This is a genomic window from Undibacter mobilis (assembly GCF_003367195.1).
GTDB classification, from domain to species: domain Bacteria; phylum Pseudomonadota; class Alphaproteobacteria; order Rhizobiales; family Xanthobacteraceae; genus Pseudolabrys; species Pseudolabrys mobilis.
The window spans coordinates 391,813-415,121 of the sequence record NZ_QRGO01000003.1; the positions used below are offsets into that span (position 1 = coordinate 391,813).

22 protein-coding genes are annotated in these 23,309 nt (G+C 63.3%); 9 read left to right on the forward strand and 13 right to left on the reverse strand.

The annotated features are described in order from the left end of the window. Window position 1 precedes the first annotated feature (1 nt). Window positions 2-2,287: a DNA topoisomerase IV subunit A gene (gene parC, locus DXH78_RS19350; protein ID WP_115518895.1), complete on the reverse strand. Its 2,286-nt coding sequence runs from the start codon at window positions 2,285-2,287 to the stop codon at window positions 2-4. 310 nt (window positions 2,288-2,597) lie between these two features. On the opposite strand from parC, the gene DXH78_RS19715 reads away from it, so the two are divergent. Further along, entirely contained in the window at window positions 2,598-2,840 is a 243-nt protein-coding gene (locus tag DXH78_RS19715) for a hypothetical protein (protein ID WP_147292681.1), read from the forward strand. Between the two features lie 74 nt (window positions 2,841-2,914). Here the strand turns inward: DXH78_RS19715 and DXH78_RS19355 are convergent, their stop codons facing one another. After that, window positions 2,915-4,357: an MFS transporter gene (locus DXH78_RS19355; protein ID WP_430727513.1), complete on the reverse strand. Its 1,443-nt coding sequence runs from the start codon at window positions 4,355-4,357 to the stop codon at window positions 2,915-2,917. Between the two features lie 137 nt (window positions 4,358-4,494). Between DXH78_RS19355 and DXH78_RS19360 the strand changes: the two genes are divergently transcribed. Continuing rightward, on the forward strand, window positions 4,495-5,427 hold the full coding sequence (locus DXH78_RS19360; protein WP_115518897.1) for a LysR family transcriptional regulator: 933 nt from the start codon (window positions 4,495-4,497) through the stop codon (window positions 5,425-5,427). Here the strand turns inward: DXH78_RS19360 and recO are convergent. Beyond that, entirely contained in the window at window positions 5,424-6,158 is a 735-nt protein-coding gene (gene recO, locus DXH78_RS19365; protein ID WP_115518898.1) for a DNA repair protein RecO, read from the reverse strand. The genes DXH78_RS19360 and recO overlap by 4 nt on opposite strands. A 116-nt stretch (window positions 6,159-6,274) precedes the next feature. Here recO and DXH78_RS19370 point away from each other — a divergent pair, with 116 nt between their 5' ends. Further along, entirely contained in the window at window positions 6,275-6,745 is a 471-nt protein-coding gene (locus DXH78_RS19370) for a hypothetical protein (RefSeq protein WP_115518899.1), read from the forward strand. Window positions 6,746-6,758: 13 nt separating this feature from the next. On the opposite strand, the gene era is transcribed toward DXH78_RS19370, so the two are convergent. The 7 genes from era to rpoZ form a co-directional block, all read right to left on the reverse strand. Beyond that, entirely contained in the window at window positions 6,759-7,688 is a 930-nt protein-coding gene (gene era, locus DXH78_RS19375) for a GTPase Era (RefSeq protein ID WP_115518900.1), read from the reverse strand. Beyond that, complete coding sequence (gene rnc / locus DXH78_RS19380) at window positions 7,688-8,425, reverse strand: ribonuclease III (RefSeq protein WP_430727514.1); 738 nt, start codon at window positions 8,423-8,425, stop codon at window positions 7,688-7,690. Before rnc ends, era begins: the two co-directional genes overlap by 1 nt. Then, entirely contained in the window at window positions 8,395-9,162 is a 768-nt protein-coding gene (gene lepB, locus DXH78_RS19385) for a signal peptidase I (RefSeq protein ID WP_115518902.1), read from the reverse strand. The genes rnc and lepB overlap by 31 nt, the downstream gene beginning before the upstream one ends. Before the next feature lie 143 nt (window positions 9,163-9,305). Beyond that, the gene (gene acpS, locus DXH78_RS19390; RefSeq protein WP_115518903.1) at window positions 9,306-9,725 is read right to left on the reverse strand and encodes a holo-ACP synthase; all 420 of its coding nucleotides are present in this window, start codon (window positions 9,723-9,725) and stop codon (window positions 9,306-9,308) included. Continuing rightward, window positions 9,722-10,477: a pyridoxine 5'-phosphate synthase gene (locus tag DXH78_RS19395; RefSeq protein WP_115518904.1), complete on the reverse strand. Its 756-nt coding sequence runs from the start codon at window positions 10,475-10,477 to the stop codon at window positions 9,722-9,724. Before DXH78_RS19395 ends, acpS begins: the two co-directional genes overlap by 4 nt. Next, window positions 10,470-12,791: a RelA/SpoT family protein gene (locus DXH78_RS19400; protein WP_115518905.1), complete on the reverse strand. Its 2,322-nt coding sequence runs from the start codon at window positions 12,789-12,791 to the stop codon at window positions 10,470-10,472. Before DXH78_RS19400 ends, DXH78_RS19395 begins: the two co-directional genes overlap by 8 nt. Before the next feature lie 229 nt (window positions 12,792-13,020). Continuing rightward, window positions 13,021-13,407 (reverse strand): DNA-directed RNA polymerase subunit omega, encoded by a 387-nt coding sequence (rpoZ, locus tag DXH78_RS19405; RefSeq protein WP_115518906.1) that lies wholly within the window; start codon window positions 13,405-13,407, stop codon window positions 13,021-13,023. Window positions 13,408-13,740: 333 nt separating this feature from the next. On the opposite strand from rpoZ, the gene DXH78_RS19410 reads away from it, so the two are divergent. The 4 genes from DXH78_RS19410 to DXH78_RS19425 all read left to right on the forward strand — a co-directional run bounded on the left by DXH78_RS19410 (window position 13,741) and on the right by DXH78_RS19425 (window position 16,595). After that, on the forward strand, window positions 13,741-14,394 hold the full coding sequence (locus tag DXH78_RS19410; RefSeq protein WP_210209613.1) for a LabA-like NYN domain-containing protein: 654 nt from the start codon (window positions 13,741-13,743) through the stop codon (window positions 14,392-14,394). Between the two features lie 14 nt (window positions 14,395-14,408). Then, entirely contained in the window at window positions 14,409-15,095 is a 687-nt protein-coding gene (locus DXH78_RS19415; protein ID WP_115518907.1) for a uracil-DNA glycosylase, read from the forward strand. A gap of 154 nt (window positions 15,096-15,249) precedes the next feature. Continuing rightward, window positions 15,250-15,771, forward strand: a complete 522-nt coding sequence (locus DXH78_RS19420) for a superoxide dismutase family protein (protein ID WP_115518908.1) — start codon at window positions 15,250-15,252, stop codon at window positions 15,769-15,771. Between the two features lie 104 nt (window positions 15,772-15,875). After that, window positions 15,876-16,595, forward strand: coding sequence for a superoxide dismutase (locus DXH78_RS19425; protein ID WP_115518909.1), 720 nt, complete (start codon window positions 15,876-15,878; stop codon window positions 16,593-16,595). 158 nt (window positions 16,596-16,753) lie between these two features. Here the strand turns inward: DXH78_RS19425 and smpB are convergent, their stop codons facing one another. Together smpB and dapA are read right to left on the reverse strand one after the other, a co-directional pair. Continuing rightward, complete coding sequence (gene smpB / locus DXH78_RS19430; RefSeq protein WP_115518910.1) at window positions 16,754-17,227, reverse strand: SsrA-binding protein SmpB; 474 nt, start codon at window positions 17,225-17,227, stop codon at window positions 16,754-16,756. Window positions 17,228-17,366: 139 nt separating this feature from the next. Beyond that, complete coding sequence (dapA, locus tag DXH78_RS19435) at window positions 17,367-18,260, reverse strand: 4-hydroxy-tetrahydrodipicolinate synthase (RefSeq protein WP_115518911.1); 894 nt, start codon at window positions 18,258-18,260, stop codon at window positions 17,367-17,369. 271 nt (window positions 18,261-18,531) lie between these two features. On the opposite strand from dapA, the gene DXH78_RS19440 reads away from it, so the two are divergent. Continuing rightward, window positions 18,532-20,997, forward strand: a complete 2,466-nt coding sequence (locus tag DXH78_RS19440) for a lytic transglycosylase domain-containing protein (RefSeq protein WP_115518912.1) — start codon at window positions 18,532-18,534, stop codon at window positions 20,995-20,997. A 9-nt stretch (window positions 20,998-21,006) separates the two neighbouring features. Then, complete coding sequence (locus DXH78_RS19445) at window positions 21,007-21,897, forward strand: alpha/beta fold hydrolase (RefSeq protein ID WP_115518913.1); 891 nt, start codon at window positions 21,007-21,009, stop codon at window positions 21,895-21,897. An 86-nt stretch (window positions 21,898-21,983) separates the two neighbouring features. Here the strand turns inward: DXH78_RS19445 and DXH78_RS19450 are convergent. Continuing rightward, the coding region (locus tag DXH78_RS19450; RefSeq protein WP_147292682.1) for a porin at window positions 21,984-23,309 on the reverse strand (1,326 nt) is incomplete at its 5' end.

Sequence of the window (23,309 nt, forward strand, 5' to 3'; positions counted from 1 at the left end):
CTCACTCTTCCGTCTTCTTCGCCGTCGGCGCGCCCTTGAACTTGTTGTTCTTCGGCAGGCCCTGCGCAATGCGGCCGGCATCGGCGCGGTTGCCGCGCCAGTCCTTGAGATCCTTCATCGACAGGGTCTGCGTGCGGCCGGCGCCATCGACCCAGGACAGGCCATCGGTGGCCTTGAAGGTCGTGAGGTCGGACAGGCCCTTCTGCAGGTAGCGCTGCAGGCGCACGCCGCGGCCCTTGGTCATCTCCGGCACCTGATCGAGACGGAACACCACCATCTTGCGGTTCTCTCCGATCACGGCGACGGTGTCGCCATCGACCACGTTGAGCGCCGCCGCCTTGTCGGGCGCCTTCAGGTTCAGAACCTGCTTGCCCTTGCGCGTGGTGCCAAGGCACTCGTCTTCCGGCACGACGAAGCCGTTGCCTTCATAGCTGGCGACGACGAACTTACGGCCGCCCTGGAAGGCCAGACCTGCGACGATATCGGCGTCGGCCTCGATGTCGAAGAACATGCGGATCGGCTCGCCATGACCGCGACCGCCGGGCAGCTTGGAAGCATCGAGTGTGTAGAACTTGCCGTTGCCGGCAAAGATCAGAATTTTGGCCGTGGTCTCGGTCTGGAACGCAAATTTCAGACTATCGTCGGTCTTGAACGAGACGCCGGACAGATCGAACTGGTGGCCGCGCAGCGCGCGGATCCAACCCTTTTCCGACACCACGACCGTAATCGGCTCGCGCACGGCAAGCGCCTCTTCGATGGCGGCCTCGTCATGTTCGGGCGCCGTCGAAAAATCCGTGCGACGCTTGCCGAGCTCGGTCTTCGGACCGAACTGGGTTTTCAGTTCCTTGACCTGCGCAGCAATGGTTTTCCATTGCATGTCGGTCGAGCCGATGAGTTTCTTCAGGCCGGCACGCTCTTCGTTGAGCTTCTTCTCTTCGCCGCGGATTTCCATTTCCTCGAGCTTGCGCAAGTTGCGCAGGCGCATGTTGAGGATGGCGTCGGCCTGCACCTCGGTGATCTTGAAGGTCTTCATCAGGACGGGCTTGGGCTCGTCCTCGGTACGGATGATCTTGATGACCTTGTCGAGATTCAGATAAGCGACCAGATAGCCACCCAGCACTTCGAGGCGATGCTCGATCTCGGCAAGGCGATGCTTGGAGCGGCGCAGCAATACGTCGCGGCGGTGCTCCAGCCACTCAGTCAGCGCTTCGGCGAGGCCCAGCACCTTAGGGATGCGGCCCTTGACCAATACGTTCATGTTGAGCGGGATGCGCGTTTCCAGCTCGGTGAGCTTGAAAAGCGACTCCATCAGGATGGTGGCGTCGACGGTGCGGGCGCGCGGTTCGATGACCAGACGCACGTCCTCTGCCGATTCATCGCGGATGTCGGCGACCAGCGGCAGCTTGCGCTCGTTGAGCAGCTCGGCCAGCTTCTCCACCAGACGCGACTTCTGCACCAAGTACGGCATCTCGGTGATGACAATGATGTAGGTGCCGCGCGAGCCCTCCTCCACGCCCCACTTGGCACGGACGCGGAACGAGCCGCGGCCGGTATTGTAGGCCTCGGCAATCGCCTCGGGCGGATCGACGATGATGCCACCGGTCGGAAAATCCGGACCCTTGACGTATTTCAGCAAGGTCTTGCTGCGCGCGTTCGGCGTCTCGATCAGATGCAGCGCGGCGTCGGCAAGTTCCGCAATGTTGTGCGGCGGGATCGAGGTCGCCATGCCGACCGCGATGCCCTGCGAACCGTTGGCCAGCAAATTGGGAAACGCCGCCGGCAGCACGATCGGCTCGTCGTTGGAGCCGTCGTAGCTCGGGCGGAAATCGACCGCGTCCTCGTCGAGGCCATCGAGCAGAAGCTTGGCCACTTCGGTGAGGCGCGACTCCGTGTAGCGCATCGCCGCGGCGTTATCGCCGTCGATATTGCCAAAGTTGCCCTGGCCATCGACCAGCGGATAACGCTGCGCGAAATCCTGGGCCAGGCGCACCATGGCGTCGTAGATCGCCTGGTCGCCATGGGGATGGAAGTTGCCCATCACATCGCCGACCACCTTGGCCGACTTCTTGAACGCGGCGCCGGGATCGAGGCGCAGGCTGCGCATCACATGCAGGATGCGACGATGCACTGGCTTCAGGCCATCGCGCGCATCGGGCAACGCCCGGTGCATGATGGTGGACAGTGCATATGCCAGGTAGCGTTCTTCCAGCGCCGACTGCAGCGCAACCGGCTCGACGATGCCGCCCGGCGGGCCGCCGTTATTGGGGGGAATCACTTTTTTTGCCATGCGGCAGGGGATACTGCGACCCGGCGGACCGAACAAGACCCCGGGCGAGCCCGATTCGGTCGATGAACAGCCGATGAATGCCCCGGCCAGCCAATTTTCGAGATTTCTTCTTTATCGTGCGAACCGGGTAGCGACTTCAGGCGTTCCTTGCTGCGGCAATCCGTACCGGAACCACTCGACCCCGTACCGGACTGTGCGAAATGGCCGCCAATGGAGTTGTGATCCATGTCACAGCCGGAACCTTTTGGAATGGCATGATGCAATCATATTTGGCGCCACCATCCCGGCGTCGTCACTCGGAGGAAATACAATGCGCGCTTTGATCCTTTCATCCCTCTTTGCCCTCGGCCTTGGGCTGGCCGGTGCAACGTCCGCCAGCGCCGCGCCGATCGCCGATATCAACGCCGCCGTGGCTGGTCAGGCCATGGTCGATCATGTTCAGTACTATCGGCCTCGCTATCGCCACCGCGTGCGTTGCCATAACGTCCGCGTCTGCCGCATGACGCCGTGGGGCCGTCGCTGCCACTACGAGCGCGTTTGCCGCCGTTGGTAATTCAGTGGCGTGATCGCATGCAAAGGCCCGGTGGCGACGCCGGGCCTTTTCGTTTTCTCAGCACTTATGCCGAGCTACCTGTGTCGATCGCCAACTCTACGGGCAATCGCCACCACAAGCGCAACCACAAGCGCAACCACAATCAAAACGCCCGCGATGACGAATGTGGTCCGCAGACCGGAAATTAATGCGCCTGGGGATGCTGTCGCGATGTCAGCCGCCGCCGTCGAGACCGCAAACACCGCGCCCATCACCGATGCGCCGGTGATGAGTCCCAGATTTCGCGACAGGTTGAGCACGCCGGAAACAACGCCACGCTGATCGGCCCGGACATCCATCATGACGGTCGTGTTGTTGGCCGCCTGGAACAACTGATAACCAGGCGTGAGGATGGCAATTCCGGCGACGTAGCCGGCAAGACCAAACAGCGCCGGCAACACCGACAGTGCGAATGACCCGGCCGCCAGCGCCGCCAGGCCGCCGACAACAACGACGGGCGCGCCCAAATGATCGACAAGGCGGCCAGCCGGAAACCCGGTGAGCACAGAGATGAGCGGACCTATCGACATCACGAGCCCGACACCGGCGGGATCAAGTCCAAGGCCGCGGGCCAGATAAAACGGCCCGACGACGAATGTCGTCATGATCACGGTCGAAACCAGCACATTCATGGCGAGGCTTCGTGCCAGCATGGGTTCACGAAACATGGCGGGCCGGACAAGCGGCGAAGCCACCCTCGCCTCCACGAACACAAAGACACCAATACCGATAACCGACGCCAGCAGCAGACCGGCGTTGAGCGCCGCGAAATGGCCGCGGCCGATCGTCATCGCAAGCGCGTAGGCGGCCAGTGTCAGTGCCAGCAACAATGTCCCAAGACCATCGAAACCGCCGGCGTTTCTCTCCGACCGATCTTTCGGCAAAGCGCGAAAGGCAAGAATGAAAGTCAAAATGCCCAGCGGCACGTTTACGAGAAAGATGGCGGGCCAGCCGAATGCAGCGATCAGAATGCCGCCCAGCGATGGACCGAAGGCCGTGCCGATGGCGGACATCGTCCCGAGCAAGCCCATGGCGCTGCCGGTCCGCTCCTTGGGAACGGTCTCCCCGACAAAGGCCATGGTGAGCGCCATCATGATGGCAGCGCCCAATCCCTGCACAGCCCGCGCCGCGATCAACAGCCAGAGCGACGGCGCCATGCCACAGACACCCGAGGCCACGGTGAACAGCACAATCCCGGCCAGCAGGAGGCGCCGACGGCCGGCCATATCGCCAAGCCGTCCGGCACTGACGATCAAAGTTGTAATGGCGAGCAGATAGGCCAGGACGATCCACTGTACCGCCTGGAAGGATGCGCCAAACGCATCGGCAAAATTCGGCAGAGCGACATTGGCGCTGCTGGTGCCGAGAGATGGCAGCAGCATGGAGAGCGACAGGCTGACCAGCGTCCACAGGACGGGCCCTGCCCGTGTGGCATCTGCGGCTGGTGCTGTATCCCGGTCGGCAATGGTTGTCTTCACGGCGAAATCCGTCTGTTGCGGCCCTCGAACGGGCGCTACAGACCTAGTGCCATTCGTGACAAGGCGGAATGTGCATCGATTGCACTTTATTCGTGCGTTTAGCGCCATGTATGGCGGACCTGTGCTAGGATTGGTCCATGCCGACGCCCGATCTCAACCTGCTGGTCGCCCTCGACGTGCTGCTCACCGAGCGCAGCGTGGCGCGCGCCGCCAAACGTCTGCGCTTGAGCCCATCGGCCATGAGCCGAGCGCTGGCGCGCTTGCGCGAGACAACGGGCGATCCGCTGCTGGTGCGGGCCGGCCGAGGCCTCGTCCCCACGCCGCGGGCGCTGGACATGCGCGAGCGCGTCGCCACGCTGGTGCAGAATGGGCAAGCCGTTCTTCGCCCGGTCGAGGCACTCGACCTCAAGAGACTCGCCTGCGTCTTCACAATTCGAGCGACCGATGGCTTTGCCGAATATGTCGGACCGGCGCTTATTGCCCGTCTCGAGAAGGAAGCACCCGGCGTACGGCTGCGTTTCATGCAAAAGCCGGACAAAGACAGCGCCCCTCTGCGTGAAGGCGTGGTCAACCTGGAAATTGGCGTCATCGGGCCGACAACCGGCCCGGAAATACGGACGCAAGCCTTGTCCCGGGATCGTTTCATCGGTGTTGTGCGTCAAGGCCATGCGCTGACCCGGGGAAAGATCACACCTGAACGCTACGCGGCCGGCCGGCACGTTATGGTATCACGGCGTGGGCTGGATCACGGACCGATCGACGAAGCGCTGAGAGCGCGCGGCCTGGAGCGGCAGGTCGTCACGATCGTCGGCGCGTTTACGACCGCACTTGCACTCGCGCGGGCAACCGACCTAATCGCCAGCGTTCCCGAACAATACACCGCGAATTTGCGCGTCGGGATGTTCGGCTTCCCGCTTCCTGTCCCGACCGACACGATTACCGTTTCGATGCTGTGGCATCCGCGTCTCGATGCGGATCCCGCACAGCGCTGGTTACGGAGCTGCGTCAGAGAAGTTTTTCTGGCGTCGACGTCTGTCGGCGGACAACGTCGGAGGCAACGGAAAGGCTAAGCCACCTTCGGCAGAGCCCGCGCCAGCGCGGCCAGGAAATGCATGCGCTCGTCAGCAAGCTGCATACCGCGCGGCTCCAGCACATGGCGTGCCAGGAAAAAACCGGTCAGCTTGAAGCCGTCGTCGAGATCGCTTCCATTGGGGCTCACGCGCGCGTCGATCAGGAAGGCCGGCAGTTTGAACATGCGGTCGGCATAAGGCGCCCCCGCCTCGCGCGACACCGCACGGCCTGACCTCGGAGACACATAGATCAGGTCCTCCGTGGCGCCGGTCGCGGCGCATTCTTCCAGATCGAGGCCGAAGCCAAGTTCCGACAAAAGCTGCATCTCAAAGCGAGCCACCTCCGGCGCCGCCCAGGCCGCATCCTCAAGCCGGTCAAGGATCGTCTCGAATTCGTTGAACAGGCCTTCATGCGGATCGCGCTCGGGCAGAAGCCGCATCAGCGCAGCCAGATGCGACACGCCGTAGATCGCATGCGGCGAGCCGAAATAGTCCGACGCGCGCTGGCGCAGCGGCTCGATGGTATAGTTGCCCATGTGGTCTTCGAGCCGCGCCCGCCAGGTGGCCGAAACGCTGTTTCCGGGCTGCAGCACCGGCTTCATGCGCGTGCCAAAACCGCCGCGTACCATACCGACATGGCGGCCGTGCTCGCGCGTCATCAGCTCAAGGATAGCGCTCGCCTCCCCATGGCGGCGCACGCCAATCACGATGCCCTCATCGGTCCATTGCATCGTCTAAGCCGTTCAAACCGATTCTCGGACTAATTTTGATCCAGCGCAAATACAACCGCCGCCGGTTGCCGTCCACTGAGTCTGACCTTTAGCAGAATGCATTCAAGGAGGACACCATGACGCCTTCAGAAGCGGCTGCATTGGGCGGCGGCTGCCACGGCGGCCGCAAAGTTTTGCATGGCGAAGCTGCGTGGCTCCACTGGCTTCACTGCGTTGTCGACTGGACGGTCGAATATTCATCTTTCCTGACGGCGCAAAGCAACAACATGGTCACGCCCGGTATGCAGCAAAGCGCGCTGCAGCTCGCGGACTTCTGGCGCGAGGCTGAAAAGCACGCGATGGCCCTGCATCAAGCGGCTTCCAGTCACGGCGACGATACCCCGGCCTATCTTTGGCTTCGCGACTTTCTCAATGCGACGAGCAATATCTATGTGGGCACACCGCAGTTCCGCAACGAGTACCTGAGGAAGCCCTACGAGAGCCTTCTGCAACTCGTGAAATACAAGGTCTTGAACGCGCCAAACCATCGGCAGGAGTGGGAGTGGCTTAGGCGCACCTTCGAGGAACGGCTGCCACACATCCACTGACAGACGCGCCGGCTCAACCCTTGGGAAACTCCAGCCCCATCGCGCGATAACGTTCCGGGTCGTCGCCCCAGCCTTCGCGTACCTTGACGAACAGGAACAGGTGCACCTTGGCGTCGGCGATTTCGGCGATGTCCTTGCGCGCCGCCTCACCGATAGCCCGCAGCGTCTGCCCGCCTTTTCCGATCACGATCTTGCGCTGGCTTTCGCGCTCGACATAGATCGTCTGCTCGATGCGCACATCGCCGCCGCGCAGTTCCTTCCACTGTTCGGTCTCAACCGTGGAGTGATACGGCAGCTCCTGGTGCAAACGCTCGAACAGCTTCTCGCGGGTAATTTCCGCCGCCAGTTGTCGCATCGGCGCGTCCGCGATCTGGTCTTCCGGATAGAGCCAAGGCCCTGTCGGCATCCGCTCGGCCAGCCATTGCTTCAGGTCAACCACGCCGTCGCTTTTCAGCGCCGAAATCATGAAGGTGGTCTCGAACTTGGCTTTCTCGTTCGCCGCCTTGGCGAGACCGAGCAGGCTGTCGCGCGGCACCACATCGATCTTGTTGAGGATCAGGATCTTCGGCCCGCGCACCTCCTTGAGGTGCTCAAGGATCGGCTCGATGTCCTCGTCGAGCCCTTTGCGCGCGTCCATCAGGACGGCCGTGAGGTCGGCGTCATGCGCACCGCTCCACGCCGTCGTCACCATGGCGCGGTCGAGTCTCCGCTTGGGCGCAAAGATGCCGGGCGTATCGACGAAGATGATCTGCGATTGGCCCTCGACGCTGATGCCGCGGATCAATGCGCGCGTCGTCTGCACCTTGTGCGAGACGATGGTCACCTTGGTGCCGACCAGGGCGTTCAGCAGAGTCGATTTGCCGGCGTTCGGCGCCCCGATCAGCGCGACAAAGCCGCAGCGCGTGTCCTCGCCTGCCGCTGTGCCGCTTTCGGTTTCGCTCATCACATTTTGTCCAGTTTGACGCCGACGCTGCTCAGCATCGCCGCCGCCGCGGCCTGCTCGGCCGCACGCTTCGATGTACCGACGCCCTCGGCCTGCGGCTGTTCCGGCAGCACCACCGCGATCCTGAATTGCGGATCGTGATGCGGCCCAGTGCGCGCGACTTCCTTGTAGGCCGGAGTCGGCAGGCCCCGCGCCTGCGCCCATTCCTGCAACATGGTCTTGGCATCGCGCGTGGGCTTCAGCGACTGAACCATACGATGCTGCCAGAACTTGGCAATCAGCGCTTCAGCCGCCGGATAGCCGCCGTCGACGAAAACAGCCCCGACCAGCCCCTCGCAGGCATCCGCCAAAATCGTCGTGCGCAGGCGGCCCCCGGCATGCGATTCCGAATTGCCGAGCCGTAGTTCCGGGCCAAGATCCATGTCCTTGGCAACGGCAGCGCAGGTTTCCTTGCGCACCAGATCGGCCAGCCGCTTCGACAGCTCGCCCTCATTGGCCTTGGGAAAGTTGCGATACAGCATGTCGGAGATCACGAGCCCGAGCACATGATCGCCAAGAAACTCCAGCCGCTGATAGCTGGCGACGCGGTTCTGCGGCCCGCCCGACAGCGCCGAAATATGCGTCAGCGCGCGGTCCAGCAGCGACTTGTCCGAGAAGCTGTGGCCAATCCTCTCTTCGAGCGCTGAGCGGTCTTTGACCTTGCGGCTCATCGGACGATCGTGAACAGCCGACTCCAGCGTACCGAGACCGGCCAACGCCAGAACTGCCAGGCCTGTTCGCCTTCATTGACGGAGAAGAAGATAATCTGCGCCTTACCGACGATGTTCTCGAACGGCACGAAGCCGACCGACGAGAAACGGCTGTCGGTCGAGTTGTCGCGGTTGTCGCCCATCATGAAATAATGGCCCGGGGGCACGACATATTCATCGGTGGTCTGCGGAAACCGCGTGTGATCGCTCGAGCAGTCGAGAACATTGTGCGACACGCCGTTCGGCAGCGTTTCGCGCCACTGCCTGACCCGGTCGATGAACGGATTGGGACAGGCCGGCTCGCCAACGAAATCGGCAATGCGGTCCATCTTCACCGGCTTGCCGTTGATCGACACCACGCCATCGCTGACGCGCACCTTGTCGCCCGGCAGACCGATGACGCGCTTGATGTAATCGGTCGAGGTATCCGACGGCAGACGGAACACAACGACGTCGCCGCGCTCGGGCGTCATTCCGCCGGGGATGCGGCCCGAGAACAAGGGCAGCGACAGCGGCAGCGAAAACTGGCTGTAGCCGTAGGAGTACTTGGAAACGAACAAGTAGTCCCCGACCAGCAAAGTCGCCTTCATCGAGCCGGACGGAATGTTGAAGGGCTGAAACAGGAAAGTGCGGATCACGAGCGCTATGATCAGCGCATGAAAGATGACGCGGATCGTTTCGCCGACGCCGCCTTCTTGCCGCTTGCTTCCGGATGTCACGCTCATTGCGCCTTTCGGTCCTGGCTGATGCGAACGCGGTTAAGGTCCGCAAAGCGCCCCGGCGCCGTTGTAGCGGCTGACCTTATGCAGTGCAATGAAGTTTCCCCGAAACGGCCCTTAACCCACTGGGAAATATCGGCTTATCCCGCTCACCGCGAGTCGGTGGAGTTGACCACCGGAATGGCATGGATGATGACGATGGCCTGCGCCAGCGGCCCTTCGTCGGTCATCGAAAGCTCGATCCGGGCCTCGTGCCCGCCCGGCAGAAGGGTGTGCAATTGTCTCAGCGCCCCGCCCGTCAACCGCATGGTCGGCCGGCCGCCCGGCAGGTTGACCACCCCCATGTCACGCCAGAATACGCCGTGGCTCATGCCGGTACCGAGCGCCTTGGCGCAGGCCTCCTTGGCGGCAAAGCGCTTGGCATAGGTCTCGACGCGGTTCTTGCGGCGGTCGGCCTTGGCGCGCTCGATCGGCGTAAAAATGCGCGACAGAAAGCGCTCGCCATGGCGCTCGATGGTTTTGGCGATACGGCGCGCATCGCACAGATCGGAGCCCAGGCCGACGATCATCGGAGCGCGCGCACCCGGCCGCGATCCATGGCGGCGCGCATGAACTTGATGGTCTCGGAAAGCCCTTCGAACACCGCCTCCCCGACCAGGAAATGGCCGATGTTGAGTTCGACGATCTGCGGCAGTGCCGCGATCTCCTCGGCGGTGGCGTAGTCGAGCCCGTGGCCGGCATGGACTTCGAGGCCGAGGCCTGCCGCCAGCTCCGCGCCCTTCACGATCGCCTGCCACTCGGCCTGCGCCTTCTCCTTGTCGCCATCCGCCAAAGCCTCACACCAGGCGCCGGTGTGAATCTCGATGACCGGCGCGCCAAGCGCGGCGGCGGTCTCGATCTGCTCCGGCTGCGCGCCAATGAACAGCGACACGCGAATGCCGGCGTGCTTGAGCTTGTGAATGACAGGCTTGAGATGTGTCTGCTGACTGGCAACGTCGAGACCACCTTCGGTGGTGCGCTCCTCGCGCTTTTCCGGCACCAGGCAGCAAGCATGCGGCTGGGTTTTCAGCGCCAGCGCCACCATCTCCTCGGTCGCCGCAATCTCGAAATTCAGGGGCTTGTCGATCTCGGCTTTCAACCGCGCAATATCGTTGTCGCGGATGTGCCGGCGGTCCTCGCGCAAATGCGCGGTGATGCCGTCGCAGCCTGCGGCAATCGCCAGTTTGGCCGCGCGCACCGGATCGGGATGACGTCCGCCGCGCGCGTTACGAATGGTGGCGACGTGATCGATGTTGACCCCGAGGCGTAGAGGTTTAGCCATTCACGCGCTCCGCCTTGGCGACCATCGGTTTGACCCTGAGTTGCGAGAGAATGTCGTTGAGGTGCTTCAGGTCATACACCTCCAGATCGATCAGCACATCGGTGAAATCCGGGGCGCGGCGCGTCATCGCGATATTGTCGATATTGCCGTCATGCTCGGCGATGACCTGTGCGATCTGGGCGAGCGAACCCGGCTCGTTGGCCGACTGCACCGCGATGCGGACGGGAAAACGCCGCGGCACCGCTTCGTCGGCATCCCAGCGCACGTCGAGCCAGCGTTCCGGCTTGTCCTCGAACTCGGCCAGCGCCGGCGACTGGATCGGATAAATGGTGATGCCCTCACCCGGCGAGATGATGCCGACGATACGATCGCCCGGCACCGCGCCGCCCTCCGGCGCGAAGCGGATCGGCAGATCGCCGTTGATGCCGCGGATCGGGATGGCCGGCCCGGTGGCGTCCGGCACCTTGAACTTCACCGAGGTCAGCTTGCGCAGGCCGAACCAGCCGCTGCTCGTTTCGGCCTTGGGCCGCGCCGCGTTGGCCGCAGCGCGCTCTTCCTTGTAATCAGGGTACATGGCGCGGGCGACATCGGAGGCCTTGAGCTCGCTACGGCCCACCGCTGCCATCACATCCTCAAGCGAGGCGCGCGCCAACCTTGGCAGCGCGCCGATCAGCTTGTCGTCCGAATAGACCATCTTGGCGCGCTGGAACAGGCGCTCAACGATACGGCGCCCGAGCCCGGCATATTGTTCGCGCACGGCGGTGCGCGTTGCCCGGCGGATCGCGGCGCGCGCCTTGCCCGTGACGACCAGCGCCTCCCAGGCCGACGGCGGCGACAGCTGGGCCTTGGAGGTCAGGATTTCGACCTCGTCGCCATTCATCAATTCCGAGGTGAGCGGCGCGATCTTGCCGTTGATCTTCGAGCCGACCGCGGTGTTGCCGACGTCGGTATGGACCGCATAGGCAAAGTCGATCGGCGTTGCCTTGCGCGGCAGCGCGATCAGCTTGCCCTTCGGGGTGAAGCAGAACACCTGGTCGTGGAACAGCTCAAGCTTGGTGTGCTCGAGGAATTCTTCCGGGTTGGAGGCTTCCGCCAGCGCCTCGATGGTGCGCCGGAGCCAGGCATAGGCGCTCGATTCCCGCGACAGCATTTCCGTCGGCGTACCGAGGCCATCCTTATACAGCGAATGCGCCGCGATGCCGTATTCGGCGATCTGGTGCATTTCCTTGGAGCGGATCTGCAGTTCGACACGCTGCTTGCCCGGCCCGATCACCGTGGTGTGGATCGAGCGATAGTCGTTCGCCTTCGGCGTCGAGATGTAATCCTTGAAGCGCGTCGGCACCATCGGCCACGTCGTATGAACGATGCCAAGCGCCTGATAGCACTCGGTCACGTTGCCGACGATGACGCGGAAGCCGTAGATGTCGGACAACTGTTCGAAGCCGACGCCTTTGCGCTCCATCTTGCGCCACACCGAATAGGCGCGTTTGCGTCGCCCCGAAACCGAAGCGGCGATGCCGCGCTCGGCAAGCTTGCGCGTGAGCTGGTGTTCGATCTCTGAAATCAGTTGCGCATTGAGCGCGGCAATGGAATCGAGCCGCGCCGTAACCACCTGATAGGCGTCGGGATAAAGCTCCCGGAACGCCAGGTCGTCGAGCTCCTCACGCATCTCGTGCATGCCCATGCGACCGGCGAGCGGCGCATAGATTTCCAGCGTCTCCTCCGCCGTGCGCCGGCGCGAGGCCGGCGGCATGTACTCCAGCGTGCGCATGTTGTGCAGTCGGTCGGCGAGCTTGACCAGCAGCACGCGCACGTCGTCGACGATGGCGAGCAGCAGCCTGCGGAGGTTTTCCGCCTGCTTGGCTTCCTTGGTAACGAGATCGAGCTTCTTGAGCTTGGTCAGCCCCTCAACCAGCGCGCCGATGTCGCGGCCGAACAACTGGTCGATGTCGGCGCGCGTGGCGTCGGTATCCTCGATCGTATCGTGCAGCAACGCGGCGGCGATGGTGGCGTCGTCGAGCTTGAGGTCGGTGAGAATCGCGGCGACTTCGATCGGGTGCGAGAAGTAAGGATCCCCCGAAGCGCGGCGCTGATCGCCATGCGCCTTCATGGCGTAGACATACGCGCGGTTCAGCAGCGCTTCGTCGGTCTTGGGGTTGTAGGCGCGCACCCGCTCGATGAGATCGTATTGCCGCATCATTTGCGGCTTGCGCGGCGGCGCCTTGTCCGGCGACGGCGGGACAGCCGGCGGCGGCAACGGCGCCCGGGTCAACGCCTGGCTTTGCATGCGCGGAAGGTCGGGGCGCGTGCGCATTCGGTCGGTTCCAGCCTCATAATACCGCCGAAGACGCCTCGCAGGGCCCGGCGGCCCACCATGTCATAGATATCACGTCAATTTCGCGGAGCCGCAAGCGGCCTTGCACTCTGCTTAATCATTTCCCCGTCGGGACCCTGCCCCGGTTGGGGGCCCCGCCCCCGGGAAACGATAAAGGCCCGGCACAGTGGCCGGGCCTTTACAGCAAATTTACCGTGCCGGGTGCTGCTCACTCGGCGTCGTCTTCCGGAACCTCTTCCGGCGGCGCCAGGCCTTCGAGGCCCTTGAGCAATTCTTCCTCGGTCATGCGATCCGAGGTCGGCATGTCGGCATCGTCGGCGTCCACGCCAGCGCCGATGAGCGCCGCTTCGGGCTCCGGCTCGTCCACTTCGACGTATTTCTGCAGGGAATGGATCAGATCTTCCTTCAGATCGCCCGGCGAAACGGTAGTTTCCGCGATCTCGCGCAGCGACACGACCGGATTCTTGTCGTTGTCGCGATCGATGGTGATCTGCGAACCCGACGAAATCATGCGGGCGCGGTGGCTCGCCAAAAGCACGAGATCGAAGCGGTTCTCAACCTTATCGATGCAGTCTTCTACGGTGACACGGGCCATCGGCTCGTCACTCCTCAAAGTGGTACTATTTGAGATTAGTGCGTACCTATCCTCCGCGACCGTGTTTTTCAACCCTTTTTTGTCTTGGTTTGGCCCCATCTTCCTGTTAGCGACAGCTTAAGACCGCAAGGAGGGCCGGCCGAAGGTATTATCGGTGACGGCCTTGATTGCGCGGGCCAAATGAATTGTTCATCAGGTGCCGTTGAGACCCAGATCAGTCCCTTCGACAGGCATGGCGGGCCGCACCCAGCGTGGTCGCCCGTCTGACGCCCCATTCGGCATGAAACCTACCGCAAAGCACAGCGGGCGACTTTGAGACCACAGGACCTGACCATGACCGGCGAAAAAATTGCTTTGTTCATTGACGGCGCCAATCTCTACGCCACTGCCAAATCCCTCGGCTTCGATATCGATTACAAGAAGCTGCTCAAGGAATTCCAGTCGCGCGGCAACCTTTTGCGGGCCTTCTACTACACCGCCATCATCGAGGATCAGGAGTATTCCTCGATCCGTCCGCTGATCGACTGGCTGGACTATAACGGCTACGCCGTCGTCACCAAGGCGACCAAGGAATTCGTCGACCAGACCGGCCGCCGCAAGGTCAAAGGCAACATGGACATCGAGCTTGCCGTCGATGCCATGGAGACGGCCAGCAATGTCGACCACATCGTCCTGTTCTCCGGCGACGGCGACTTCACTCGCCTTGTCGAAGCCGTGCAGCGCAAGGGCGTGCGCGTCACCGTCGTCTCGACGGTCACCACGCAGCCGCCGATGGTCGCTGACGAACTGCGCCGCCAGGCCGACGTATTCACCGACATCATCACCCTGCAAAGCAAGATCGGGCGCGATCCCTCCGAGCGCCCGATGCGTCCGCGCGAGCCCGCCGAAGGCGGTCATCATGGCGGCCATACGCCCCAGTTCCTGCAGCGTGGTCCCGCGCCGCAGCGGGCCGGCGCCGCAGCCGCTGACGACGATTTCGAGGATTAACGGACCGCGCTGCCGTGGCGCGCTCGGCCGCAACCAAACCCGACGGTTATGAGTGGCCGGACAGCGGCAAACCGGGCCGTGATTGTCCGCGCTGCCCGCGCCTTGTCGCCTATCGCCATGACTGCCGCCTCAAGCGGCCGGACTGGTTCAACGCGCCGGTGCCCTCCTTCGGATCGGCCGACGCACGCCTCCTGATCGTCGGGCTGGCGCCGGGCGTGCAAGGCGCCAACCGCACCGGCCGCCCCTTCACCGGCGATTTTGCCGGCGACCTACTGTACGAGACGCTCTCCAAATACGGCTTTGCCAACGGCAAGTTCGATGCGCGCATCAACGATGGCCTCGCGTTGATCGACTGCCGCATTACCAACGCGGTGCGCTGCGTGCCGCCGGAAAACAAGCCCACACCCGCAGAGATCAACACCTGCCGGGACTTTTTGAAGGACACGATCGCGGAGATGGCGAACCTGCGCGCCATCGTCGCGCTCGGCGCCGTCGCCCACGCGACCGTACTGACCGCCTTTTCGGCAAAGAAATCGGCGCATCCGTTCAAGCACGGCGGTCATTACAAGCTCGGGAGCACCGAACTGTTCTCGAGCTATCACTGCTCGCGCTACAACACGAACACCGGCGTTCTGACGCCGGAGATGTTCCGCGCTGTGTTCAAGGCCGTGCGCGGGTATCTGGATAGCGGCCGACTTTGAGGCCCGGTCCGACAATCGGCCCAAAGGATTTGTAAAAGACGCAAATCCGGTGCTCCTGGCTGCCGCCGAGGAAACGTTCCGGCGTAACGAACGTTGATCAATCGACACAGCCGGCTATCCCGTCGGTCCGCGACCCGTCACCCAGGAGCGACACATGACCACCAGCAATCACATTATCGCGGCCGGCTTGGCCGCCGCTCTGGCGTTGACCAGCGCCCTACCCGCGGCCGCGCAAACCGCCAGCGCGCCGCTCAAGGATGCACAGGGCAAGGAAATCGGCGCCGCCAACCTGATGCAAACGCCGCGCGGCGTATTGATCAACCTTTCGGTCAAGGGCCTGCCGCCGGGCGAACATGCCTTCCACGTCCACGCTGTCGGCAAATGCGAACCGCCTTTCACGTCGGCCGGCGGCCATTTCAATCCCGACCAGAAGAAACACGGCTTGATGTCGGCCGATGGCGCCCATGCCGGCGATATGCCGAACCTGCACATCCCGCAAAGCGGCGACCTCGCGGTCGAGGTGCTGAACGCGGCCGTAACGTTGGAAAAGGGCAAGCCGAATTCGCTGCTCGACGCTGACGGCTCGGCGCTCGTCATTCATGCCGACACCGACGACTACAAAACCGACCCGACCGGGGATGCCGGCGGCCGGATTGCCTGCGGTGTCGTGCAGTAACCGTCGATGGACACCGGCAGGACGGCGGGGCATCGTGTCGCAGGTATCATCCGGCAGCGTCTGGGTTTCGTAGCTGCCTGGGTATCCACCCGGAGGAAATCAGCATGCTAGCCGTCAATCGCCGCCAGACCTTGAAAGGCGTCGCCGCCACGCTCGTGGCCGCGACAGCATTCGCACCGCACCGCGTCTTCGCACAAGCAGCCGACGGTCCATTCAAATTACCTCCGCTCGGCTATGCCTATGAGGCGCTCGAGCCGAACATCGACGCCATGACCATGACCATCCACCATCAGCGGCATCATGGCGCCTTCATCGGCAATCTGAACAACTTTGCCAAGACCATCCCCGACCTCGGCACCAAGCCGGTCGAGGTCGTACTGGCCGATCTCGCCAGCATCCCGGAATCATCGCGGACGGGCGTCCGCAACAATCTCGGCGGTCACTGGAATCACACGTTCTTCTGGGAGCTGATGACCCCAGGCGGCGCCAAGGAGCCGGGCGGCGATCTCAAGGCCGCGATCGAAGCCGAACTCGGTGGCTTCCAGAAGGTCAAGGAACAGGTCACCGCCTCCGGCATGGGCCGTTTCGGCTCAGGCTGGGCGTGGCTCACGGTCGACAAGGACAAGAAACTCAAGATCGTCAGTACGCCCAATCAGGACAACCCGCTGATGGACGGCGCTCGCGGCGCGATCATCGGGGTCGATGTCTGGGAGCACGCCTATTACTTGAAATATCAAAACAAGCGCGCCGAGTACCTCGCCAACTGGTGGAATACGGTGAACTGGGACAAGGCCGCCGCCAACTACAAGAAGGCGCTCGCTTAAAAGACCTCACCCGTTAGTTACCCGACATGTGAAAGCCCGCCGATCTGATGATCGGCGGGCTTTTTCTTGAAATGTCCGACAAATACTAGACGGCCATTCGAGTTGCGTCAGGCGCGGGAAGATCAGCATCCCAATCCGGCGTGTCATCTTGCCTCTCGCTAGCCCTTCTCGCGCATGAGCCGGCCGCGCTCGCGGTCCCAGCTGCGTTTCTTGTCGGTTTCGCGCTTGTCGTGGAGCTTCTTGCCCTTGGCAAGCGCGATCTCGATCTTGGCGCGGCCGCGCTCGTTGAAATAGAGCTTGAGCGGTACGATGGTCATGCCTTCGCGCTCGACCGCGTTGGCCAGCTTGTGGATCTGCCGCTCGTGCAGCAGCAGCTTACGCAAACGCTTCGGGGCGTGGTTCTCGCGGTGCGCCTGGATGTATTCGGGGATGTTGGCGTTGACGAGCCAGATCTCGCCGCCCTTGGCGTCGGCATACGACTCCGCGATCGTCGCCTTGCCGGTGCGCAGCGATTTGACCTCGCTGCCGGTCAACACGATGCCGGCCTCGAAGGTCTCCCCGATCAGATAATTGAACCGCGCCTTGCGGTTTTCCGCGACCGTCTTGAAACGGCGCTCGTCCTTGGCAGCCATGGAACTCATATAGGGATGATCAGTGCGCGATGCCCGGTCAGGCGAGAGTTACGCGCGCCGATCTCAAGTGAAACATCAGATTAGAAATATCTATCAACTCATTGATATTTCATAAGTTATTGAAGGCAGGTGGGTCGCCTCAGTTAATGACCCCGGCGTGGACCATGGCATCGCGGATCACCTTGCCGGTCGGGACCGTCACCGGCATCAGCGGCAGGCGGACCTCCTCCTCAATGCGTCCGAGCAGCTTGAGACCATGCTTGGCGCCAGCCAGACCCGGCTCCTTGAAGATGGCATCGTGCAGCGGCACCAGCCGGTCCTGGATCTTGAGCGCTCCGGCATAGTCCCCCTTGAACACTGCCGCCATCAGATCGGCGCAGGGCTTCGGCGCCACATTGGCGACCACCGAAATGCAGCCATGGCCGCCGGCCGCCATGTAGGCGAGCGCCGTCATGTCCTCACCGGAGAGCTGGATGAAATCCGGCCCCAAAGCGTGACGCTGCTGCGAGACGCGCGCCAGATTGGCGGTGGCGTCCTTCACACCGACGATGTTCTTGAGTTCGTAAAGTCGCGCCATGGTGTCGATCGACATATCGACCACCGAGCGCGGCGGAATATTGTAGATGACGATCGGGATGCCGATAGCGTCGTTCACGGCCTTGAAGTGGTGGTACATGCCGTCCTGGGTCGGCTTGTTGTAGTACGGGGTCACCACCAGCACGGCATCGGCACCGGCCTCTTCGGCATGGCGCGCCAGTTCGACGGCTTCCGCGGTCGAATTCGAGCCGGCGCCAGCGATGACCGGAACGCGGCCCTTGGCCTGGTCGATGCAGATTTCGACGACCTTGTGGTGTTCGTCATGACTGAGGGTCGGGCTTTCGCCGGTCGTACCGACCGGCACCAGCCCGCTCGTCCCTTGGGCAATTTGCCAGTCGATCAACGCGCGGAAGGCCTGCTCGTCGACAGCGCCGTTTTTGAACGGCGTCACGAGCGCGGTCATGGAACCTCGGAAGCTCGTTGTCGCGGCGTTCATGGCGCGTTTCTCCCTACCCGGCTACGCGGTTTGCAAGCCCCATCAATATCGGCTTGAGGGCCCCGATGAAAGCCCCTTCGGAGGCCAATTTACCATGATCCGCCAAGCTTTTGCCGCCGTTCCGCGATAACTGTGATTCCTGGTCGACGGCACCGGGGTATCCCCTCGTTGACCATTTTGTCCTAAGGGGGACAGGCAGCGTCCGTTGTCGTGAGTCGGGCGCCTTCACAAAATACGCAACGATTGCGCCCGAACGAACAGAGGCAACGGTTTGCAGGACGTATCGAAACGCTCGCTTCGGGGAGTTGCTGTCGCGCTGATCGCCGCCGGTGCGATCCTGGCTGCGCCGGCGTTCGCCGCCCCCGCCGCCGAAAAGACAGCCACCACCGATCAGACCAAAAAGCCGCAGGCGAAATCCAGCAAGAGCCCGGCCGACAGGGCCAAGGTTGACGCCGCCAAGAGCAAGCCGGCGAGCAAGGCCGCCAAAGACAAACCGGCCAAGAGCGCGCAAAGCAAGACCCAGAAGGGTGAACCGACGAGGACGATGGTGGCCCAGCCCCAGGCTCGGCCGAAACTCGTCTCGGTGCCGATTCCACAATCGCGTCCCGGTGCCGAGGTCGGCGCCGCGGCCCCCGCTCCCGCAGGCCGCCCGATGCAGCTCGTCGATGTGACGCCCGCAACCGCGCCGGTGCCGCGCGGCACCGAGGCCTTCGCGCAGGCCGGCGCTGGCGCGCGTGGTGCCGTCTATGCCAGCCGTGCCGTAATCAAGCCGCTGGCGCGGCCCGCCGCCGGCCCCTTCGCAGTGGCGCCGACAACAGTCACGTCCGACGCCGACATCGCTGCCGTACGCCGCGTCAAGGACGCCGCCGCCAAGGGCAACGACGCCGAAGCCGATGCCGCCGCGCGCTCCATCGGCGATCCGGTGGCGCGCAAGCTCGCCGAATACATGATCCTGCGCAGCTTCAACACCAAGCCGAACTTCGAGCGCTACGCCAATTTCATCGAGCGCAATCCGGACTGGCCGCATGTGCCGATGTTCCGGCGCCGCGCCGAAAACACTTTGTGGAACGACAATGTCAGCGACGCCGGCGTTATGTCGTTCTTCGCTCACCAGCGACCGACCACGGCCAAGGGGCGCTACGTGCTGGCCCGTGCACTGCTCGCGCGCGGTGATCGCGCCGCCGCGCAAGAGCTCGTACGCACAGCCTGGCGTACCCAGGACGCCAGCGCCGACGTCGAGCGCAAGGTGCTCGACATGTTCAGCGACATGTTGACCCGCGAGGATCACCAGGTCCGCATGGACGACCGCTTCTACAATGACGACACCGAAGGCGGCATGCGCGCCGCCGAACGCATTGGCGGCGTCGGCCTCCAGATCGCCAAGGCCTGGACGGCTGTGCTCAAGCGCGCCAAGAATGCCAAGGCCCTGCTCGATGCAGTCCCGGCGTCAGCGCATCGTGATCCGGGCTATATCTTCGCCCGCGCCCAATGGCTGCGGAAGAACGGCAAACCCGAAGAAGCCGGCAAGCTCATTCTGACGGCGCCGAAAGACCCGGCGGCTCTGGTCGACGTGAACGAATGGTGGCAGGAGCGCCGCATCCTGGTGCGTGACCTGCTCGACAACAAAGACGCGCAGACCGCCTACCGCGTCGCCCGCGAGGCGGCGACACCGACCCAAGCCAATTACCGCGTCGACAAGCATTTCACCGCGGGCTGGATCGCGCTGCGCTTCCTGCACGATCCGAAGACTGCGGCGGCGCACTTTGCCGAAATCAACCGCGGCGCCGGCACCAATCCGCACGCGCTGTCGCGCGGCGGCTACTGGCAGGGCCGCGCCGCCGAAGCGATGGGTCAGCAAGCCCAGGCGCGCAGTTTCTACGCCGAGGCGGCCCAATACAGCGCCACCTATTACGGCCAGTTGGCCCGCGCCCGCGTCGGGCTGCCGGATATCGGACTGGTCGGGCCGCCGAACTTCAACAGCCAGGAACGCGGCGTGCTTGCCAGCACCGAGGTCGTGCGGGCGGTGGAACTGCTTTACGCGCTCGACGAGCGCGACATGATCGCCTCGATCTATGCCGAAATTGGCGACAGCGGCACCGACGTCGCCGGCATGGCAATGCTGGGTGAGGTCGCGGCTAAACACAAAGATCCGCGCGCCATGGTCCTGCTCGGCAAGAACGCGCTCGGGCGCGGCCTGCCGCTCGACCATTACGCCTTCCCCATCGCCGGATTGCCGAGCTATCAGCCGATCGCGCCGCCGGTCGAAGACGCGCTGGTCTATTCGATCGCGCGCCAGGAAAGTCATTTCAACCAAAAGGTCGTGTCGCCGGCCAAGGCCATGGGTTTCATGCAGGTGACACCGGTCGCCGCGCAGGACACGTCGAAGCGCTTCAAATACGTTTACAACAGCGGCCGCCTGCTGACCGATCCCGTCTACAACATGCAGATGGGCGCCGCCGAACTGTCGATGCTGCTGTCGACCTATGACGGCTCATACATCATGACCTTCGCCGGTTATAACGCAGGCCGCGGCCGGGTGCGGCAGTGGGTTGCCGCCTATGGCGATCCGCGCGACCCGAATGTGGATCCGGTCGACTGGTGCGAGCGCATTCCGATCGCCGAGACGCGCAACTATGTTCAGCGCATCATGGAGAACATGCAGGTCTACAGAGCCCGCTTCGGCGGCGGCAACAAGCTGGTGATCGAGGCCGACCTGCGCCGTGGCGCGCCTCGCTAGCAGGCGATCATGAGCGATGTCGCGGTCTCTCGTTTCGTCACCGCCACCGACGGTCTGAAGCTCCATGTGCGCGACTTTGCCGCGCGCGATAGGAAAGCCCTGCCCGTCATCTGCCTGCCCGGTCTGGCGCGCACAACAGACGATTTCGAGACACTTGCCGCAGCGCTCGCAGCCGGTGGCCGCCGCGTTATCGCGTTGGATTACCGCGGCCGTGGCCGCTCCGACTACGATCCAGATCCGGCCAAGTATTCGCTGCCAGTCGAATTGGGCGACGTGATCACGGTGCTTACGGCGCTCGCTCTGGAGCCCGCGGTGTTTGTCGGCACGTCGCGCGGCGGCCTGCTCACCATGCTGATGGCGGCCGTGCGCCCGGCGTCCGTTGCCGGCGCTGTGCTCAACGATATCGGCCCGATGCTGGAGGCCGAAGGCCTCGTTCGCATCAAGGGCTATGTCGGCAAACTGCCGACGCCGTCGAGCTACGACGAAGCCGCTCGCGTGCTCGCGCGATTGTTCGGGGCCCAGTTTCCGAACTTGTCGCACCACGACTGGCTCTTGAGTGCGCGGCGCACCTACAAGGACAAAGATGGCGGTCTCGTCGTCAATTACGACGTTGCGCTCGGCAAAGCGCTCGACGATTTCGATCCGCAAAAACCTCTGCCGGATCTGTGGCCGCAATTCGAGGCTCTCAAGGATGTTCCGGTGATGGTGATCCGCGGAGCGCTTTCCGATCTGCTGTCGGCAACCACCGTCTTGGAGATGGAACGGCGTCATCCCGCGCTGGAGACTCTGGTCGTGCCCGATCAGGGGCACGCGCCCTTGTTGACCGAGAGCGGCACCATCTCACGCATCGCCGCTTTCATCGGCCGCTGCGATGCCGAACGCACCAAAATATCGGGCTGATAACCAATCTTTTCGTTGCTATCCGAACAAAAAGAAACCCCCGGCTTTCGCCGGGGGCTCTTTAACGTCGATCCTAGATCGTGAGATCAGGGATAGAAGTTGCGCTGGGCGCGGAACATACCGGACCACCAGCTGTTCTTGCCGACGGTGGCGGTGCTGGCCAGATCGTTCTGGATGCCCTGGTACATCACTTCGACGCTCAGGTCGAGGTTGGTGACCGGGGTCCAGACGGTACGCGAACCGACCTGCCACATCGACCAGTTGGCCGAGGTGCCAGCGCCGGTGATGATGGCACTCGCGGCTGCCGAGTACTCAAGCTTGCCGTACGCGCCGTACAGCGAAGACTTCCAACCGGGGACCCAGTTGTGCTCCAGACCGCCGGTGATCGACCAGCCGGTGGTCATTTCGACGCCGGTGGCGCTCACGGTCGCGTCCCAAGCCTGGGCATTCGTCACGACGACGCCCTGCTGGACACCGTTGCTGCCGGTGGAGAGGCCCGAACCGACATAGTCCATCGCACCCTTGCCGTAGGTGAACTGGCCGATGATGTAGTCGCCCTTGCCGAGCATCGGCAGGTTGACCTTCACGCCAGCGCCGAAGGCATAGCCCCACTTCGCACCCGGATTCGGGAACGTCTGAGCCGAGGTGCCGGCGAAGGTCAGCTGGTGCGCCGCACCCATGATCTGGGCAGAACCCCAGGCCTGGTCGATGCGCAGGTTGCCGACGAGATCCGGCGCGCCCTGACCGCCATACACGGTGTTGGCAACAGCAGCGCCAGCCGGAGTGGCGACGATGTTGGCGCCAGTCGAGGTGATGCCGACACGACGGCCGTTGTTGTTCTCAGCCGCGATCGAGGCCGACAGACCGTTACCGAGCTGAGCGGTATAGGCAAACACTTCGATACCGTTGCCGCCCTGGGTCGAACCCCAGATGTTCGACTGGTTCGAATAGGTCGTGTTGTCGAAGTCGAAGAACGAACCGGTGCGACCAGCCGTAAAGCCAGCGAACTGGATGAAGGCCGCCGGCGAGTACAGGCGGTCATAAGCGTCCGCGCCACCCGAGTTCGAAGCAGCACCGAAGCCCGTCGTGCCAGGAATGGCGCTCGGACCGGAGTAGCCACCACCGCGGCTGTTGTCCGACGTGGCGGCCAGGTAGGCATAGCCACGCAGGGTGCCGTAGGCGGTCTGCGAGCGGGCATCAGCCGTGATGCCGGCGCGGGTACGCCAGGTGTTTTCGTTGTAGGTCGCCGCGCTGTGGTTGCCAGCCGAACCAATATTCGGAGCGAACGAGCCACCGGCGTTGAAGTTCACCTCGGCGCGGACGAAGCCGCCGACCTTGATGCAGGTATCCGTGCCCGGCATGTAGTAGAAGCCAGCACCGTAGAGCGAGCAAATCTTCACGTACTGGACCGG

Bases quoted from the DNA above. Each gene is read 5' to 3' on its own strand.
- DXH78_RS19360 (WP_115518897.1), top strand. From the start codon at position 4,495: ATGCCGACGCCCGATCTCAACCTGCTGGTCGCCCTCGACGTGCTGCTC.
- parC (WP_115518895.1), bottom strand. From the start codon at position 2,287: ATGGCAAAAAAAGTGATTCCCCCCAATAACGGCGGCCCGCCGGGCGGC.
- DXH78_RS19425 (WP_115518909.1), top strand. From the start codon at position 15,876: ATGCTAGCCGTCAATCGCCGCCAGACCTTGAAAGGCGTCGCCGCCACG.
- DXH78_RS19410 (WP_210209613.1), top strand. From the start codon at position 13,741: ATGACCGGCGAAAAAATTGCTTTGTTCATTGACGGCGCCAATCTCTAC.
- DXH78_RS19445 (WP_115518913.1), top strand. From the start codon at position 21,007: ATGAGCGATGTCGCGGTCTCTCGTTTCGTCACCGCCACCGACGGTCTG.
- smpB (WP_115518910.1), bottom strand. From the start codon at position 17,227: ATGGCTGCCAAGGACGAGCGCCGTTTCAAGACGGTCGCGGAAAACCGC.
- DXH78_RS19420 (WP_115518908.1), top strand. From the start codon at position 15,250: ATGACCACCAGCAATCACATTATCGCGGCCGGCTTGGCCGCCGCTCTG.
- DXH78_RS19395 (WP_115518904.1), bottom strand. From the start codon at position 10,477: ATGGCTAAACCTCTACGCCTCGGGGTCAACATCGATCACGTCGCCACC.
- rpoZ (WP_115518906.1), bottom strand. From the start codon at position 13,407: ATGGCCCGTGTCACCGTAGAAGACTGCATCGATAAGGTTGAGAACCGC.
- DXH78_RS19400 (WP_115518905.1), bottom strand. From the start codon at position 12,791: ATGCGCACGCGCCCCGACCTTCCGCGCATGCAAAGCCAGGCGTTGACC.
- era (WP_115518900.1), bottom strand. From the start codon at position 7,688: ATGAGCGAAACCGAAAGCGGCACAGCGGCAGGCGAGGACACGCGCTGC.
- DXH78_RS19715 (WP_147292681.1), top strand. From the start codon at position 2,598: ATGCGCGCTTTGATCCTTTCATCCCTCTTTGCCCTCGGCCTTGGGCTG.
- acpS (WP_115518903.1), bottom strand. From the start codon at position 9,725: ATGATCGTCGGCCTGGGCTCCGATCTGTGCGATGCGCGCCGTATCGCC.
- recO (WP_115518898.1), bottom strand. From the start codon at position 6,158: ATGCAATGGACCGATGAGGGCATCGTGATTGGCGTGCGCCGCCATGGG.
- lepB (WP_115518902.1), bottom strand. From the start codon at position 9,162: ATGAGCGTGACATCCGGAAGCAAGCGGCAAGAAGGCGGCGTCGGCGAA.
- dapA (WP_115518911.1), bottom strand. From the start codon at position 18,260: ATGAACGCCGCGACAACGAGCTTCCGAGGTTCCATGACCGCGCTCGTG.
- DXH78_RS19370 (WP_115518899.1), top strand. From the start codon at position 6,275: ATGACGCCTTCAGAAGCGGCTGCATTGGGCGGCGGCTGCCACGGCGGC.